Raw genomic sequence first — 16739 nt, 5'->3', positions numbered from 1 at the left:
GGCGCGCCGCCCGGCCCGGCGGCACGGATCCGGTCACTCGTCGGCCAGCACCGGCTCGCCCGCCGGGCGGGTGGGCAGCACGGTGCGGACATAGTCCTCGGTGGTGAGGTCCATTCCGACATCGCGCTGGGCGCGTTCGGAGAGGGTCAGCCGGTGTTCCAGCAGCTCGTGGTAGATCTGCGCGGTGTCGATGCCCTCGCGCAGCTCGCGGGGCACGCCGCGCACGGCCGGGCGGAAGACGTCCCGTACCCAGCGGTGGGCCAGGACCTCGGGCCTGGCGCCGAGCGGGTCGCCCGGGGCGTAGTCGTCCTGGCCTGCCATCCAGGTCTCCAGGTCGTTGAGGAGGCTGCGCGCCTGGTTCTCCTCGGCGTCCAGGCCGGTGAGCCGCAGCAGCTGGCGCTGGTGGTGGCCGGCGTCGACCACCTTGGGCAGGAAGGTGACATGGTCGCCGTCCGGGGAGCGCTGGATCTGCATCTCCGCCACGTCGAAGCCGAGTTCGTTGAGCCTGCGGATGCGTCGGTCGATGTAGTGCTTCTTGTGCCGTGGGTAGACCGAGGTGCGCGTCAGCTCGTGCCACAGCTCGCCGTAGCGGGTGACGATCTCCTCGCCGAAGAGCACGGGGTCGACGGACGGGTGGAGGGAGCCGCCGGCCTCCAGGTCCATCAGCTCGCCGGCGATGTTGACCCGCGCGACCTCCAGGTCGTACTCCCGCTGTCCCCGGCTGAGCGTCGGCTGGATCTGCCCGGTCTCGGCGTCCACCAGATAGGCGGCGTAGGCACCGGCGTCGCGTCGGAAGAGGGTGTTGGAGAGCGAGCAGTCGCCCCAGGCGAAGCCGTCCAGATGGAGCCGGACCAGCAGCACGGCCAGCGCGTCGAGCAGTCGCTTGATGGTGGTCGGACGCATGGTCGTCTCGAACATGGAGCGGTAGGGCAGCGAGCCCTTGAGCTGTCGGGTGATGAGGACCGGCTCCAGCGGGCCGCCGAGGGCGTCGGTGCGGCCGGTCACCACGGCGACCGGGTCGACGGCCGGCACGGCCAGCCGGTCCAGGTCCCGCAGCAGGCCGTACTCGCGCACGGCGGCCCACTCCCCCACCTCCTTGACCGCGAAGACCTCGCCGCCGGCCCGGGCGAACCGGACGACATGGCGGGAGATGCCCCGGGGCAGCGACACCAGATGCTCCTCGGGCCAGTCCACCAGGGACACGTCCCAGGGCAGGTCGAGGAGGGTGGTGGGGTGCTCCGGGTCGGTGGCGGTGATCTGGAGTTCCATGCCCCCAGTCTGCGCCATCGACCCGGACGGGGAGTGGGCGCCGGGGGCTTACCAGATGTCGGCGACCCACTCGGGGTGGTCGACGAAGGGGTTCCGGTTGTGCTGGAAGTCCTCGAAGATCACGTCGTTGCGGGCGATCTCGGCGGCGTCCGGCGGGTCCTGCTCGTGCCACTCCAGCAGGGTGGAGAGCCGGCCGAGGTAGGGCACGGAACCGTTGCCCGTGGTGTTGTTGACCTCCAGGTCGGCGAAGCCGTCGCCGCCCTCCCAGCGGATGGCCATATAGAAGGCCATCCGGGCTATGTCGCCCTTGACCTCGTCCCTGGGCTCCCAGGAGTCGGAGTCGGTGTAGTTGCCGGGGGCGCGGGGGACCTCGGTGCCGCCCTCGTCGAAGTCCTTGTTGCCCCGGTCGCTGTTCACCTGCACATCGCTGGGCCGCAGGTGGTGCAGGTCGGTGCCGGGCCCGGGTGCGGTGCCGAAGCCGCCGTGCGACTGGGGCCAGACGTGTTCGCGGTTCCACTGGCCGACGCTGCCGCCGTGGTTGTCGGCGGAGCGGGAGATGCCGGTGTAGAGGAGGATCACGCTGTCGGGGTCGGCCGGGTCGCGGTCGGTGACCTTGAGGGCGTCCCAGACCTGGGAGTAGCTGAGCCGGGTGGCGTCGGTGCTGATGATGTCGTGCAGCGCCGCGCGGAGCGGCTGGCCGGTCTTGCCGAAGGCGTCCGCGTAGTAGGTGGCGTCGTCGAAGTCCGCCGCCGACACCTGGGACGGCGCGGTGTGCTGGGCGACCTCCTGCGAGACATAGGACCGGTCGGCGGCGGTGGCCTGGGTCAGGGGGATGGTGACGGCCGTGGCCAGGGCGGCGGCGGCCAGTGCGCGCGCGGCGTGGGTGGAACGCATGTGGGGGACCTCTCGCTGGTGATAGCCAGGGGTTGGCGCGGTGACTCCCGCCGGGGCGGGAGGGGACGCGGAATCGGGCGCCCGCGTCTCCGTTGACGTTGGCATGGACATTCAGACAACGGGATTCTTCCCGCGTAGCGCGGTTTACGCGCGTCATTCGGGGTTTCGGCGTGTCCATGGGCTTGCCAGCGCCGCGAGTCGTTCATATACACGGAACAAGTCCCCCCATATGAACCGGAGTTGATGTCGATGTCTGGCAGGTTCCGCAGGTTCCGCAGGTCCCGCAGGTTTCTCAGGTCCCGCCGGACCACCGCCCTCGCGCTGGGCGCGGTCGGCGCCGCGCTGGTCGCCGTCGTCGCCGTCCCCGTGGCGACCGCCGGGGAGCCGGCCGCCGCCGCGGTGATCGAGGTGGGCAACGCCAACGAGCTGCGCGCCGCGCTGACCTCGGTGGGGCCCGGCGACACCATCCAGCTGGCCGCCGGGGTCTACTCGGGCGTCTTCCGCGCCACCACCCCGGGCACGGCGGGCGCCCCCATCACGCTCACCGGCCCCGCCGACGCCCAGCTCAGGTCGAACGGCGGCGGCTACGGTCTGCATCTGGACGGGGCCTCGCACTGGAACCTGCGGGGCTTCACCGTCACCGGCGGCCAGAAGGGCATCGTCACCGACGCCGCCGACGAGGTGCATATCGACTCGGTCACCGTGCACGGGCTGACCATGGAGGCCGTCCACTTCCGGAACTCCAGCTCGAACGGCTCGCTGACCAACTCCACCATCTACGACACCGGCAACGACGGCCGGGGCATGGGCGAGGGCGTCTATGTCGGCAGCGCCGGCGGGACGGGCGACCGCAGCGACAACATCCTGATCCGGGGCAACACCCTGGGACCGGGCATCGGCGGCGAGAACATCGACATCAAGGAGGGCACCAGCGGCGCCCGGATCATCGACAACACCTTCGACGGCAGCGGTCTGACCGGCGCCAACTACGACGATTCCTGGGTCGACATCAAGGGCAACGATGTCCTCGTCGAGGGCAACACCGGCGTCAACACCACCAACGACGGGTTCCAGGTGCACACCGTCCAGAACGGCTGGGGCTGCCGCGCGGTGTTCCGCGACAACCACTCCGATCTGACCGGCGCCTCGGGGCCCGACCGGCTGGCGATCAACGTCACCAACTACGACCCGGCCGACTGCCCCGTCACCGTCGCCGGCAGCAACACCGTGACCGGCGGCAACGGCCTGGTCAACGGCGGGGTGCCGATCACGGACTGAGCCCGGGCGCCGCCGGTCGGGTGACGGTCCCACGCCCGGGGCGGCGGACGGGATAGGCAGGGCCCATGTCCGAGATGTCATGGGCCGCCGTCTGGGGCCTGGTCGCCGGCTCGGCCCTGTTGCTGGGCGCGGGGCTCGGCTACGGGGTGCGGGTGCCGCGCTGGCTGATCGCCTCGGCGATGGCGCTGGGCTCCGGGGTGCTGCTGTCGGCCGCGGCCTTCGAGCTGTTGGACGAGGCGTTCCGGCAGTCGGGGCTCGCGCCCGTGGTGCTGGGCACGCTGCTGGGCGCCCTCGCCTACACCGCCGGCAACGTCGCGCTGGCCGGTCGCGGCGCCCGGCACCGTAAGCGCTCGGGACACTCCCCCCGCCAACGCCAGCCGTCGGAGGCCCAACAGGCGGGCTCCGGGCTGGCGTTGGCGCTGGGAGCGCTGCTCGACGGGGTGCCGGAGTCGGCGGTGATCGGGGTGAGCCTGCTGGACGGCGGCGCGGTGTCCCTGGTGACGGTGGTGGCGGTGTTCCTGGGCAATCTGCCGGAGGGGCTGTCCAGCGCGGCCGGGATGCGGCGCGCCGGCCGGGGGGCCGGCTATGTGTTCGGGGTCTGGGGTGGGATCGCCGCCGTCAGCTCGGCCTCGGCGCTGTTGGGGTACGCGGTGCTGGGCGACTTCCCCGACTCGGTGGTGGCCGCGGTGACGGCGCTGGCCGCCGGGGCGATTCTGACCATGGTCGCGGACACCATGATCCCGGAGGCGTTCGACGACGCCCATGCGGCGGTCGGGCTGATCCTGGTGTGCGGCTTCCTGCTGACCTTCACGCTGGCGCACGGCTGACCCCGGGCACCGCCTGCACCGGCGAACCATCCGTGCTGGCTACGCTGGCTACGCTGACGGAACATGATCGACGAGGATCGGATCGCGCGCTGGTCCGATCGAGGAGGACCCGTGGCAGCCGCCCCCACCCACACCCTCGTGGACAACCGCACCCTGCCCGCCGTGGGCTTCGGAACCTATCCGTTGGACGACACCGAGGCCGAGCGTTCGGTGGCCGACGCGCTCCGGCTGGGCTATCGACTCATCGACACGGCGGTGAACTACCGCAACGAGACGGGCGTCGGGCGCGGCGTCGCCGCCTCCGGGGTGCCCCGCGAGGAGGTGGTGCTCACCTCGAAGCTGCCGGGCCGCCACCATGGCTACGAGGAGACGCTGGCCTCGTTCGAGGAGTCCGTCGCCCGCCTCGGCGTCGACTATCTGGACCTGTACCTGATCCACTGGCCCAATCCCAGCGTTGGGAAATACCTGGAATCCTGGCGGGCCCTGGTCAAGCTCAGGGACCAGGGTCTGGTGCGCTCGATCGGGGTCTCCAACTTCACCCCGGCGCAACTGGAGCAGCTGGAACGGGAGACCGGCGTGCTGCCGGCCGTCAACCAGATCGAGTTGCATCCGCTGTTTCCGCAGGTCGAAGCGCGTACGTTCCATGCCGAACGCGGGATTGTGACGGAGAGTTGGAGCCCGCTGGGCCGGGGCAGCACGCTGTTGAAGGACGAGCGGATCGGGGAGATCGCCCGGGCCCACGGGGTGAGTCCCGCTCAGGTGATCCTGCGTTGGCACATCCAGCTGGCCGCGGTGCCGATTCCGAAGTCGGCCGACCAGGAGCGCCGACGTGGCAACCTGGATATCTTCGGATTCTCGCTCAGCGCCGAGGAGATGACCGCCGTCGCCGACCGCCCACACCGGCGGCTCGGCGGCGATCCTGACCACCACGAGGAGATGTGAGTCGTCGACGGCGCAGCACCACCGGGTGTCGCGGGGCGCGGGAATACCGCGCCGCCGCCCGGGGGGCGCGGGAGCGTGGCCGATCCCGGCCGGGCCCATCCGGTCGGGAAGCATTCCACTACGGGAGTTGATGAGATGGCTGAGCAGGCCCAGATCGGTGTCACGGGGTTGGCGGTGATGGGACGCAATCTGGCCCGCAACTTCGCCCGCCGTGGTCACACGGTGGCGGTGCACAACCGGACCGCCACCAAGACGCGGGAGTTGGTGAAGGAGTTCGGCCACGAGGGCGCGTTCGTCCCGGCGGAGTCGGCGGCGGAGTTCGTCGCCTCGCTGGAGCGGCCCCGGCGGATCGTGGTGATGGTGAAGGCGGGCGCGCCCACCGACGCGGTGATCGACGAGTTCGCCGAGCTGCTGGAGCCCGGCGACATGATCATGGACGGCGGCAACGCGCACTACGAGGACACCCGCCGTCGGGAGGCGGCGCTGCGCGAGCGGGGGCTGCACTTCGTCGGCTGTGGCATCTCCGGCGGGGAGGAGGGCGCGCTGCTGGGCCCGAGCATCATGCCGGGTGGTTCCAAGGAATCCTACGAGGCCCTGGGTCCGCTGCTGGAAAGCATCTCCGCGCAGGTGGACGGCGAGCCCTGCTGTGCGCACATCGGCCCCGACGGGGCCGGGCACTTCGTCAAGATGGTGCACAACGGCATCGAGTACGCCGACATGCAGCTGATCGCAGAGGCCTACGACCTGCTGCGGCGGGTCGCCGGCTACGAGCCGGCCAGGATCGCCGAGGTGTTCCGCACCTGGAACGAGGGCCGGCTTGACTCGTATCTGATCGAGATCACCGCCCAGGTGCTGGCGCATGTGGACGCGGAGACCGGCAAGCCCTTCGTGGACATCGTCGCCGACCGCGCCGAGCAGAAGGGCACCGGGCGGTGGACGGTGCAGACCGCGCTGGACCTGGGGGTCCCGGTCTCCGGGATCGCCGAGGCGGTCTTCGCCCGGGGGCTGTCCGGGCACGCCGAGCTGCGCGCGGCGGCCCGCGAGCTGCCGGGGCCCACCGTTCCCGAGCTGCACCCGGACGATGCGGCGCGCTTCGCCGACCAGGTCGAACAGGCCCTGTACGCCTCGAAGATCGTGGCCTACGCCCAGGGCTGGCAGCTGATCCAGAGCGGCAGCGAGGAGTACGGCTGGGACATCGACCGGGCCTCGGTGGCCGCGATCTGGCGGGGCGGCTGCATCATCAGGGCGCGGTTCCTCAACGGCATCAGGCGCGCCTACACGGAGGGCGGGGCGCCGGTCACCCTGCTGGCCGACGAGCTGTTCGCCGAGGCGTTGGCCTCGGCGCAGAACGCCTGGCGGCATGTGGTCGCGCGGGCGACCGAGCTGGGCGTTCCGGCGCCCGGGTTCTCCGCCGCGCTCGCCTACTACGACGCGCTGCGTGCCGAGCGGCTGCCGGCCGCCCTGATCCAGGGGCAGCGGGACTACTTTGGGGCGCACACCTATCTGCGCACCGACCGGGAGGGCGCGTTCCACACCCTGTGGGGCGGGGACCGCTCGGAGCGCCCGGCCTGATCGGGTAGGCCCACCGGGCGAAAACCGGGGGACCAGAAAAACGGTGGGGCGGTCCTGACCGAGGTCAGGACCGCCCCACCTTCCCTGGGAGTTGTGGTCTGAATGCCCCCCGCGGCTAGTCGCCCCTGGTCAGTCGCACCGTGTCGCGGTACCAGGCGCCGCTCTCCTTGACGGTGCGCCGCTGGGTCTCGTAGTCGACGCGGACGATGCCGAACCGCTTGGCGTAGCCCTCGGCCCACTCGAAGTTGTCGAACAGCGACCAGGCGAAGTAGCCGCGCACATCGGCGCCGGCGGCACGCGCCTCGGCGACGGCCGCCAGGTGCTGGGCGAAATAGCTGGTGCGGTCGGCGTCGGGAACGCTGCCGTCCTCGGCGACCTGGTCGTCGAACGCGGCACCGTTCTCGGTGACCACCGTCGGCACGCCGTAGTCACGCTGGATGCGGAGCAGCAGCTTGGTGAGTCCCGAGGGGACGATCTCCCAGTCCATCGCGGTGCGCGGCAGGCCGAAGGGCACCTGACGCACCACCGGCTGGCCGTCCGCGTCGTGCGTCGCGCCCTGCTCGTCGGTGCCGGAGAACTGGTGGCTGCTGTAGTAGTTGACCCCCAGCACGTCCAGCGGCGCCGAGATGATCTCCAGATCGCCGTCCCGCACCGGGAGCGTGACGCCCCGGGCGGGTAGCTCGGCGAGCAGGTCCTCCGGGTAACGGCCGTGCACCAGGGCGTCGAGGTAGAGCCGGGTGCCCAGCGCGTCGGAGCGGCGCGCCGCCTCCTTGTCCGCCTCGCTGTCGGTCGCGGCGCTGCCGTGGCCGAGGTTGAGCACGATGCCCAGGTTCAGCTCGTTGGTGGCCCTGGCGCGGATGCGCTGGGCGGCCAGGCCGTGTCCGAGCAGCAGATGGTGGACCGCGTGCAGGGCGTCGCCGAAGTCCTTGCGGCCCGGCGCGTGGATGCCCTCGTGGTAGCCGAGCATGGCGGAGCACCAGGGCTCGTTGAGGGTGGTCCAGTTGGTCACCCGGTCGCCCAGCGCCTCGTAGGTCAGCTCGGCGTACTCGGCGAACCGGTATGCGGTGTCCCGCTCCGGCCAGCCGCCGGCGTCCTCCAACTCCTGGGGGAGATCCCAGTGGTAGAGGGTGGCCCAGGGGGTGAGGCCCCGCTCCAGCAGGGTGTCGACCAGCCGGTCGTAGAACGCGATGCCCTTGGGGTTGATCGGGCCCTTGCCACCGGGCTGGATCCGGGGCCAGGCCAGCGAGAAGCGGTAGGCGTCCACGCCGAGGTCGGCGATCAGCCCCACGTCCTCGGGCATCAGCCGGTAGTGGTCGCAGGCCGTGTCCCCGTTGTCGGCGTTCACCACGGCGCCGGGGACCCGGCAGAACGTGTCCCAGATGGACGGGGTCCGGCCGTCGGCTTCGGTGGCGCCCTCGATCTGGTACGACGAGGTGGCGACGCCCCAGGTGAAGTTCTCCGCCAGTTCCGGGATGGCCCGTGGCGGCCCCGCCGGGGCGGTCGTTGTCGCTTGAGAAGTCATGACACTCCTGATCGCTTCTGATCGCTCCTGGTCAGTGCTCGGCATGGAGCCAGCAGGCCACCGTCCGGCCCGCGTCGCCCCGGATGGGGCCGAGCACGGGGACCTTCTGGTCGCATGCCTCGAAGACCTTGGGGCAGCGAGGGTGGAAGGCGCAGCCACTGGGCATCGCCGTGAGGTCGGGGGGCGAGCCCGGGATGCCGGTCAGCTCCCTGCGCGGGCCGTGCAACGCCGGGAAGGAGTGCAACAGTCCGTGGCTGTAGGGGTGGTGAGCGGTGTGGTAGATCTCCTTGGCCTTCGCCTCCTCCACGATGCGCCCGCCGTACATGATGGCGATCCGGTCGGAGAACTCGATCAGCAGCGAGATGTCGTGGGTGATGAACACCACCGAGAAGTCCAACTCGTTCCGCAGCCGGGTGAGTTGCTTCAGGATCTGCCGCTGCATCACCACGTCGAGGGCGGTGGTCGGCTCGTCCAGGATGACGATCTCCGGGTCGAGGGCCAGCGCCATGGCGATCATCACCCGTTGCCGCATCCCGCCGGAGAGCTGGTGCGGGAAGCTGCTCAGCCGGTCGGCGGAGATCCCGACCAGGGAGAGCAACGAGGCGGCGCGTTCCACCCGTTGGGACTTGCTCATCTCCGGCCGGTGCGCCCTGATCACGTCGGTGAGCTGGGAGCGCACCGTGTGCACCGGGTTGAGGGAGTTCATCGCGCCCTGGAACACCAGCGAGATCTCCGACCAGCGGAAGGCTCGCAGCTGCTCGGATTCGAGCGACAGGATGTCGATGCTGGCGCCCTCCCGCGGGTGGTAGCGGACCTCGCCGCCCGTGATGACGCCGGGCGGGGGCAGCAGCCGGGTGACCCCGTAGGCAAGCGTCGACTTGCCGGAGCCCGACTCCCCTGCCAGGCCGAGCACCTCGCCACGGTGCAGGGTGAGATTGATGTCGCGCACGGCGCGCACGGCCTTCTCGCCCAGCCCGTAGTTGACGTTCAGCCCTTTGATCTCCAGGACGGGTGCGGTGCTGCTCATGCCGGGGTGTCCTTCCGGGTGGTGCCGTCCGGCGCTTGTTCGGGTGGCGGCGCGGCGGGCGTCGGCACCTTCGCGAGGGAGGCGCCGGGCGGGGCGACCTGGGCCGGGGCGGGGGCCTCGTCGCGGAGCACGGGGGTGAACCCGATACGCATCTTGACCACCCGGTTGGCCTTGTCGTTGCGCAGCCTGGGGTTGATGAACTCGTCGATGCCGAAGTTGATCAGCGCGAGCGCGGTGCCGAGCAGCGCGATGCAGAGGCCCGCCGGCACGAACCACCACCAGGCGTCCTGTGCCAGCGCCTGGTTGCTCTGTGCCCAGAAGAGGACGGTGCCCCAGTTCCACTCGGAGATGTCGGCGATGCCGATGAACGCCAGGGTGATGTTGGAGAGCACCGCGTAGATCACCGTGCCGATGAAGCCGGAGGCGATCACCGGGGTGAGGTTGGGCAGCAGCTCGAAGACGATGATCCGGGGCGTGGTCTCGCCGGTCGCGCGGGCCGCCTGGACATAGTCCCGGTTGCGCAGCGACAGGGTCTGCGCCCGCAGCACCCGCGCGCCCCAGGCCCAGGACGTCAACCCGATCACCAGCGCGATGGTCAGGTCGTTGGTGTCCGGCAGGAAGCTGGTGACGATGATGATCAGCGGCAGCCCGGGGATCACCAGGAAGACGTTGCTGAACGAGGAGAGCACATCGTCGCCCGCGCCGCCCAGATAGCCGGCGGTCACCCCGATCAACACGCCCAGCACGCTGGCCAGGATCGCCGCGACGAAGCCCACCACCAGCACGCCCCTGGTGCCGACCAGGATCTGGGAGAAGATGTCCTGCCCGGTCTGGGTGGTGCCGAAGGGATGGTCCCAGGACGGCGACTCCATGATGCTGTCGCTGCGGGCCGACGGGTCGTAGGGCGCGAGCGCCTCGCCGAAGATCGCCAGCAGGATGAAGACGCCCAGGATGGAGATGCCGACGAGGGTCTTGCCGTTGCGCAGGAAGCGCAGCCGGTCACGGCGCTTGGGCGCGGACGGCTCCGGCGCCGTGGCGACGGCCGAGTCGGTGGCTTGCAGGGCCATGGCGTCAGGCCTCCCTTCGGGTACGCGGGTCGAGCAGCAGATAGATGAGGTCCGCCAGGAGGTTGGCCGCCAGCACCGCGAGGGTGATGATCAGGAACACACCCTGCATCAGCGGATAGTCCTTGGCACCGACGCCCTGGAAGAGGATGAAGCCGATGCCCGGATAGGAGAACACCTGCTCCACCAGCAGGGTGCCGCCCACGATGAAGCCCAGGGACAGCGCGAAGTTGGAGATGCTGGGCAGGATCGCGTTCCTGGCCGCGTAGGAGAACATCACCCGCCGCTCGGGCAGGCCCTTGGCCTGCGCGACCAGCACGTAGTCCTCGGCGGACACCGAGACCATCATGTTCCGCATGCCGAGGATCCAGCCGGCGATGGCGCTGATGATGATGGTGACGGCCGGCATGATGCCGTGGTAGATGGCGCTGGAGATGAACGGCCAGTCGAAGGCCGGCACCAGACCGTTGTCATAGCCGCCGGACGCCGGGAAGATCGACCACTGCACGGCGAAGAGCGCGATGGCGATCAGGCCGAGCCAGAAGTACGGAATGGCCGACAGGAAGGTGGTGACCGGCAGCATGTTGTCCAGCCAGGAACCACGCCGCCAACCCGCGTAGATGCCGATCGCCGTGCCGAGCAGGAAGCTGAGGACGGTGGTCAGACCCATCAGGCAGAGCGTCCACCAGATGCTCTGTCCGATGATGTCACTGACGCCGGACGGGAAGAAGGTGAAGGACGTGCCGAGGTCACCGTTGAAGAGGTTGCCCCAGTAGTCGAAGTACTGCTGCAGGAGGGAGGACTCGTTGTCCAACCCGAAGAGCGTGCGCAGCGAGTCGATCGCCTTGCTGTCCAACTGGCCCTGGTAGCGCGAGATCAGCGACTGCACCGGGTCACCCGGCATCAGCCGGGGGATGAAGAAGTTGATCGTGATGGCGGCCCAGGCCGTGAAGAGATAGAAGCCGAGGCGCTGAATCAGGTATTTCACGCCGACGCCTCCTGAGGCGCGGGACGTTCGTCCGTCTCCGGGGCGTAGAGCCAGCAGGCGGCCCACTGGCCGTCCGACAGATCGAAGCGCGGCGGCGTATCCGTGCTGCACCGGGCCATCGCCTTGGGACAGCGCGGGTGGAAGCGGCAGCCGCTGGGCGGCGAGATCAGGCTCGGCGGTTCGCCGGCGGTCTCGCTCTCCTCTTCCTCCTCGACGACCTCGCCGCCCGACGGGTCGACCGTGACGGGCTTGACCGCCGCGATCCGGTCGGGGTCGGGCGCGGATGAGGTGAGGAGCTGGGTGTAGGGGTGGGCGGGCCGCTGGGTGACGGTCTCGCTGTCGCCGCCCTCCACGATCCGACCGGCGTACATCACCAGCGTCTCGTCGGCGAAGTAGCGCGCCGAGGCGATGTCGTGGGTGATGTAGAGGATCGCCAGGTTCAGGCGCTCCTTGAGGTCACGCAGCAGGTTCAGGATGCCCAGCCGGATGGACACGTCGAGCATGGAGACCGGCTCGTCCGCGAGCAGCACGGAGGGGTCGGCGGCCATGGCGCGGGCGATCGCCACACGCTGCCGCTGGCCGCCGGAGAGCTCGTGGGGGAAGGAGTCGACATAGCGCTCCGGCGGGCTGAGGTGCACCCGCTCCAGCAGCGCCTTCAGGGCCTGCTCCAGGTCCTGGGAGGTCTTGCCCGCCCGGCCGTGGATCCGCAGCGCCCGGGTCAGGTGGTAACGCACGGTGTGCGTCGGGTTGAGGGACCCGAAGGGGTCCTGGAAGATCATCTGGACCTGGCGGCAGTACGCGCGGAAGGCCCGGCCCTTGCTGACGGTCGTGCGCTCGCCCTTGAGCAGCAGTTCGCCCGACGTGGTCGGGTACAGCTGGGCCAACAGTCGGGCGATAGTGGACTTGCCCGAGCCGGACTCGCCCACCACGGCGGTGACGGAGCCGCGGCGGAGCTTGATGGAGACATCGTCCACCGCGTGCACGACCGGACGGTTGCGGTCGGCGAAGCTACGCAGTGTGCGGCGAACCCGGAAGTGCTTGCTGATGGACCGGGCTTCGAGGACTACTTCCCCAACGGGTGGCGCACTGGTCGCTTGACGGGGTGGATCGGGGGTCTTGGACATCACGGTGTTCCTGTCGTACGTCGGCGAAGGCGCCCGCCCCCACCGCCTGGGGCGTGGGGGTGGATTCGCGGTGAGGGCGGGCGGGCGTGAGTGACCTGGCTGCCGGGATCAGCCGTTGGCCGATTCGAGGTTGAGCACGACTTCGAGGGCGTTCCGCTGGGTGGGCTGCGGCGGAGCGTACGGGTTCTCCTCCGAGGGCCAGCCGACCCAGCTCTGGGTGCTGTACTCGGCGCCGACGGGGGCGGCGACGGTCGGGATCATCGGCACCTCCTCGACGAAGATGCGCTGCAGCTCGTTCATCGCCTCGGTACGGGCCTCCTCGTCGGAGGCGTTGGCGTACTCCTGCAGCGCCTCGGTCGCGGCCTCGCTCTGGAAGCGACCGAAGTTACCGCCGCCGGAGGCCTCGCCGATCGGCTTGTAGAGGTTGCCGTCCATGACGTGCTGGTAGGTGTCGTACGGGGTGGCGCCACCGTTGGTCCAGTGCAGGGTGGCGTCGAAGCCGCCCGCGTCCACCGAGTTGCGCCAGCCGTCGGCGGTCGCGGTCTCGACGGAGGCGTCGATGCCGATCTCGGCGAGGTTGTCCGAGATCACCGACAGCGCGGTCAGGTAGTCCGACCAACCGGCCGGGTCCACCAGGGACATGCTGACGGCGTCGCCCTCGGGGGTCTTCAGGGTGTCCCCGTCGAAGGTGTAGCCGTTGTCCTCCAGCAGGGCCCTGGCGCCCTCGACGTCACGCTCGTGGACGACGCCCACGTACTCCGGCGCGAGGTAGGACTCACCGGCGGGCAGCGCGAGACCCGTGGGGCTCTCGACCACCGGGAACGCGCCGGCGTGACCCTGCTCGTGGATGGCCTGCCGGTCGATGACCATGTTCATGGCCTGACGCAGCACGACATCGTCGAAGGGCTCGCGCTCGGTGTTGATCCACAGACCGTGGATGCCGAGACCGGTGGGGAACCACAGGTTGAAGTTGTCCGGGTCGTGGGAGAGGTAGACGTCCTCGTAGTTCGGGATAAAGACGTAGGACCACTCGCATTCGCCGTTGGCCAGGGCCGTGGTCGCCGCGTTGTTGTCGTTGTAGCCGGAGTAACGCAGCTCCTCGACCTCGGGCAGGTCCTGCCAGTACTCGTCGCGCCGGGTCAGGGTGATGGTCTGCGGGGTGAACGTCTTCAGCTCGTAGGGACCGCTGCCCACGGGCTCCTGGTTCTCAAAGGTCTCCGGGTTGTCGACCTGCGACCAGACGTGCTCGGGAACGATGTAGGTCTGGTAGAGCTTGACCTGGTTCACAAACTGCGAGGACGAGAAGGTCAGCGTGACCTGGTTGCCGTCCTGGGTGATCTCCTCGAACGGGATCGCGCTGAGGTTCAGACCCGGGGTGTCCTTCAGCAACTGGAAGGTGTACGCCACGTCCTCGGCGTCCAGGACCTCACCGTCGGACCAGGTAGCGCCCTCGCGGACGGTCAGGACCAGCTCGGTGAACTCCTCGTTCCAGGACCACTCCTCGGCGAGCCAGGGCTTGCCCTCCTCCTCGGGAGCGATGCCGTTGGTCATCACCAGCGGTTCGTAGAGCATGGCGCGGTAGCCGAGCGAGGCGCCGGCCGAGGTCTCCAGCAGCGGGTTGCTGTTGTTGGCCTGCGCACCGTTCGGCATACAGACGTTGAGCACGCCGGTGCCGCCACCGCTGTTGTTGTTCGACCCCTTGTTGCTGTTCGCGTCGGAACACGCGGAGATCAGGGAGAGCGACAGCACAAGGCCGGTGGCTATGGTGATACTTCTGCGGGTTCTACGGGATCGTGATTGGACTCTCACGGCTTTGCTCCCAGGGTGATCAATTCATTGTTGTGAGTGATGCGTTGTGAAAGAAGCGGGGGGACCGGGTCACCCCGGTGCGGAGGACCGAATGACCAGTTCGGTGGGCAGCACGACGGGTTCCGGCTCCAACGGGGTGGTGCCGCTGAGGTGGTCGAGCATCCGCCGGGCCGCCGCCTCCCCGATCGCCTGCATGGGCTGGCGGACGGTGGTCAGCGAGGGCTCGGTGAAAGCGGCGATCGGTATGTCGTCGAAGCCGATGACGGCGACGTCGTCGGGCACCCGACGACCGGCGGCGCGCAGCGCGTGGAGGGCACCGGTGGCACTCAGGTCGTTGTGGCAGAAGACGGAGTCGAACTCCTGGCCGTCGGCCAGCGCGTACTCGATCACGCTCTGCCCGCAACGGACGGTGAAGTCCCCTTCGAAGGTGCGGGACTCGGGCTGGGCCACGCCGTGTTCGGCCAGCACGTCGGCGAAACCGGAGAGCCGGTCCTGGACGCAGCCGAACTGGGCGGGCCCGGTGATGACCAACGGCGCGCGTCGTCCGGAGGCCAGCAGGTGGTGGGCCGCGGAGGCGCCTCCGGCCAAGTTGGTGGTGGCGACGGAGGGGAAGTCGGCGCCCTGGCCACGATCGTCCACGAGCACCAGCGGCAGGCCCTGATGGTGCAGGGCGGCTATCGAACCCCGGGTGTTCTCCGGTTCGATCACCAGGACCCCGTCGAAGGCCCGGGCGGATACCTGGCTGGTGAACTGGGCCATCGACTCCTCACCTCGGTTACAGGTGAAGAGCAACAGCCCGAAGCCGGCGGCCTCCAGGGTGTCGGCCGCGCCCTGGAGCACCTCCCCCACCCAGGGCCAGGTGAGCGAGGGCACCAGCATGGCCAGGGTGCGGCTGTTTCCCCTGGCCAGGCCCACGGCTCGGGAGGACGGCACATACCCGAGCTCGGCGATGACGGTACGCACCCGTTCCGCCGTCTCGGAGTCCACCTCGCCCTTGCCGTTGAGCACGCGCGAGACGGTGGTCTTGCTGACCGCAGCGTTTCGGGCGACATCGGCGATGGTGACACGCATGGAGGGGCTCCTCGGCAAAGCTGAGCGGGGGGCTGCCACGCGTGGGCGCGGCGGCAGCGCCGACACCGGTTCCGGAACCGGTTCCGGCGATGTTGCGTGGGAGTTAATCGTCTTGTCTCACTGGCGTCAATAGGTCGCACCAAACTCTTTTGATGGGCCCTCAGCGCCAGTTATGTGTGCAAGGGATGAACAGAGAAATCGTTGCACCAGCTCTGACCAGTACGGCGAGCTTCATGGTCACGTAACCATGCCGTTTCCCCGGCACGTCGGCCATCCGACGGACTCCGCCACCGGTCGCGGCCCTGTCAACGCCGGACCGGCTGCCTCCGCTGGCAGCGTGCCAGCCCGGGAGCGCGTCCACCAGGGTTAGGGAACGAGATGCAGATTGGTTACAAACTGGCCGCTGAGGCGTTCGGGCCGGCGGAACTCGTCCGACAGTCGGTGCTCGCCGAGCGGGCCGGCTTCGACTTCGTGGAGATCAGCGACCATTTCCACCCATGGCTCGACGTCCAGGGCCACTCTCCCTTCGCCTGGGCGGTGCTGGGCAGCATCGCCGCACGCACCGAGCGGATCGGGCTCGCCACCGGCGTGACCTGCCCGACCCTGCGCTATCACCCGGCGGTCATCGCCCAGGCCGCCGCCACCCTCGCGTTGCTCTCGGACGGCCGCTTCACCCTGGGCATCGGGTCCGGCGAGCGGCTGAACGAACATGTGGTGGGCCTGGAGTTCCCCGACTCCGTGCGGGTGCGGCACCAGATGCTCCGGGAGGCGCTGGAGATCATCGGCCTGCTCTGGCAGGGCGGTTACCGCTCCTACGAGGGACAGCATCTGCGCCTTGAGGACGCCAGGGTCTTCGACCTGCCGCCGACTCCCCCGCCGGTCGCGGTGGCGGCCGGCGGCTCGGACGCGGCCCGGATCGCGGCCGAGTTGGGCACCGGCCTGTTCGCCACCGAGCCCAGGGCCGATCTGGTGGACGCCTACCGCGAGGCGGGCGGCGACGGCCCCCGCTATGCCGAGCTGCCGGTGTCCTTCGCGGCCGACGAACAGACGGCGGCACGCGCCGCGTTGACCACCAACCGCTGGGCGCTGACCGGCTGGAAGGTGATGAGCGAGCTCCCCAACCCGGTGAACTTCGAGGCGGCCACCACCACGGTCAGGGAGGACGACATCCTGGAGCAGTTCGCTTGCGGAAACAAGCTGAACCGCTATCTGGAGGTCGCCCAACCCTTTGTCGACGCCGGCTTCGACCGACTCGTGCTGATGAACGCGGGACCCGACCCCGACGCGTTCGTCGACTTCTACCGACACGAACTCGAACCCGCCCTCCGCGCGCTCACCCCGGGCGGCTGACC

The 16739-nt window shown here is 69.7% G+C and carries 14 protein-coding genes; 5 read left to right on the top strand and 9 right to left on the bottom strand.

What is annotated here, in order from left to right; translation table 11 throughout:
• Positions 1-33: 33 nt before the first annotated feature.
• Both AOM46_RS18775 and AOM46_RS18770 read right to left on the bottom strand, forming a co-directional pair.
• Positions 34-1269, bottom strand: a complete 1236-nt coding sequence (locus tag AOM46_RS18775; RefSeq protein WP_062213407.1) for a DUF4032 domain-containing protein — start codon at positions 1267-1269, stop codon at positions 34-36.
• A gap of 48 nt (positions 1270-1317) precedes the next feature.
• The gene (locus AOM46_RS18770) at positions 1318-2163 is read right to left on the bottom strand and encodes an endonuclease I family protein (RefSeq protein ID WP_078856954.1); all 846 of its coding nucleotides are present in this window, start codon (positions 2161-2163) and stop codon (positions 1318-1320) included.
• Between the two features lie 249 nt (positions 2164-2412).
• Between AOM46_RS18770 and AOM46_RS18765 the strand changes: the two genes are divergently transcribed.
• The 4 genes from AOM46_RS18765 to gndA all read left to right on the top strand — a co-directional run bounded on the left by AOM46_RS18765 (position 2413) and on the right by gndA (position 6782).
• Positions 2413-3441, top strand: a complete 1029-nt coding sequence (locus AOM46_RS18765; protein WP_078856994.1) for a right-handed parallel beta-helix repeat-containing protein — start codon at positions 2413-2415, stop codon at positions 3439-3441.
• Between the two features lie 65 nt (positions 3442-3506).
• Positions 3507-4268, top strand: a complete 762-nt coding sequence (locus AOM46_RS18760; RefSeq protein WP_062213405.1) for a ZIP family metal transporter — start codon at positions 3507-3509, stop codon at positions 4266-4268.
• Between the two features lie 111 nt (positions 4269-4379).
• The gene (locus AOM46_RS18755) at positions 4380-5210 is read left to right on the top strand and encodes an aldo/keto reductase (protein WP_062213779.1); all 831 of its coding nucleotides are present in this window, start codon (positions 4380-4382) and stop codon (positions 5208-5210) included.
• Positions 5211-5345: 135 nt separating this feature from the next.
• Positions 5346-6782, top strand: coding sequence for an NADP-dependent phosphogluconate dehydrogenase (gene gndA, locus AOM46_RS18750; protein ID WP_062213403.1), 1437 nt, complete (start codon positions 5346-5348; stop codon positions 6780-6782).
• A 115-nt stretch (positions 6783-6897) separates the two neighbouring features.
• On the opposite strand, the gene AOM46_RS18745 is transcribed toward gndA, so the two are convergent.
• The 7 genes from AOM46_RS18745 to AOM46_RS18715 all read right to left on the bottom strand — a co-directional run bounded on the left by AOM46_RS18745 (position 6898) and on the right by AOM46_RS18715 (position 15387).
• Positions 6898-8304, bottom strand: coding sequence for a GH1 family beta-glucosidase (locus AOM46_RS18745; protein ID WP_062213402.1), 1407 nt, complete (start codon positions 8302-8304; stop codon positions 6898-6900).
• Between the two features lie 31 nt (positions 8305-8335).
• Positions 8336-9331, bottom strand: coding sequence for an ABC transporter ATP-binding protein (locus AOM46_RS18740; RefSeq protein ID WP_062213400.1), 996 nt, complete (start codon positions 9329-9331; stop codon positions 8336-8338).
• On the bottom strand, positions 9328-10398 hold the full coding sequence (locus AOM46_RS18735; protein WP_078856953.1) for an ABC transporter permease: 1071 nt from the start codon (positions 10396-10398) through the stop codon (positions 9328-9330). Before AOM46_RS18735 ends, AOM46_RS18740 begins: the two co-directional genes overlap by 4 nt.
• Before the next feature lie 4 nt (positions 10399-10402).
• Positions 10403-11383 carry an ABC transporter permease gene (locus AOM46_RS18730; RefSeq protein ID WP_062213398.1) on the bottom strand — a complete coding sequence of 327 codons (981 nt, stop codon included), beginning with the start codon at positions 11381-11383 and terminating at the stop codon, positions 10403-10405.
• Entirely contained in the window at positions 11380-12507 is a 1128-nt protein-coding gene (locus AOM46_RS18725) for an ABC transporter ATP-binding protein (protein WP_062213396.1), read from the bottom strand. Before AOM46_RS18725 ends, AOM46_RS18730 begins: the two co-directional genes overlap by 4 nt.
• 108 nt (positions 12508-12615) lie before the next feature.
• Entirely contained in the window at positions 12616-14256 is a 1641-nt protein-coding gene (locus tag AOM46_RS18720) for an ABC transporter substrate-binding protein (protein ID WP_234313849.1), read from the bottom strand.
• A gap of 129 nt (positions 14257-14385) precedes the next feature.
• The gene (locus AOM46_RS18715) at positions 14386-15387 is read right to left on the bottom strand and encodes a LacI family DNA-binding transcriptional regulator (RefSeq protein ID WP_062213392.1); all 1002 of its coding nucleotides are present in this window, start codon (positions 15385-15387) and stop codon (positions 14386-14388) included.
• Positions 15388-15765: 378 nt separating this feature from the next.
• Between AOM46_RS18715 and AOM46_RS18710 the strand changes: the two genes are divergently transcribed.
• Positions 15766-16737, top strand: a complete 972-nt coding sequence (locus AOM46_RS18710; protein WP_062213391.1) for a TIGR03557 family F420-dependent LLM class oxidoreductase — start codon at positions 15766-15768, stop codon at positions 16735-16737.
• Positions 16738-16739: the final 2 nt, after the last annotated feature.

This window comes from Streptomyces sp. NBRC 109706 (genome assembly GCF_000974485.1).
Classification (GTDB): domain Bacteria; phylum Actinomycetota; class Actinomycetes; order Streptomycetales; family Streptomycetaceae; genus Streptomyces.
This window is presented reverse-complemented; position numbering and strand designations above follow the sequence as displayed.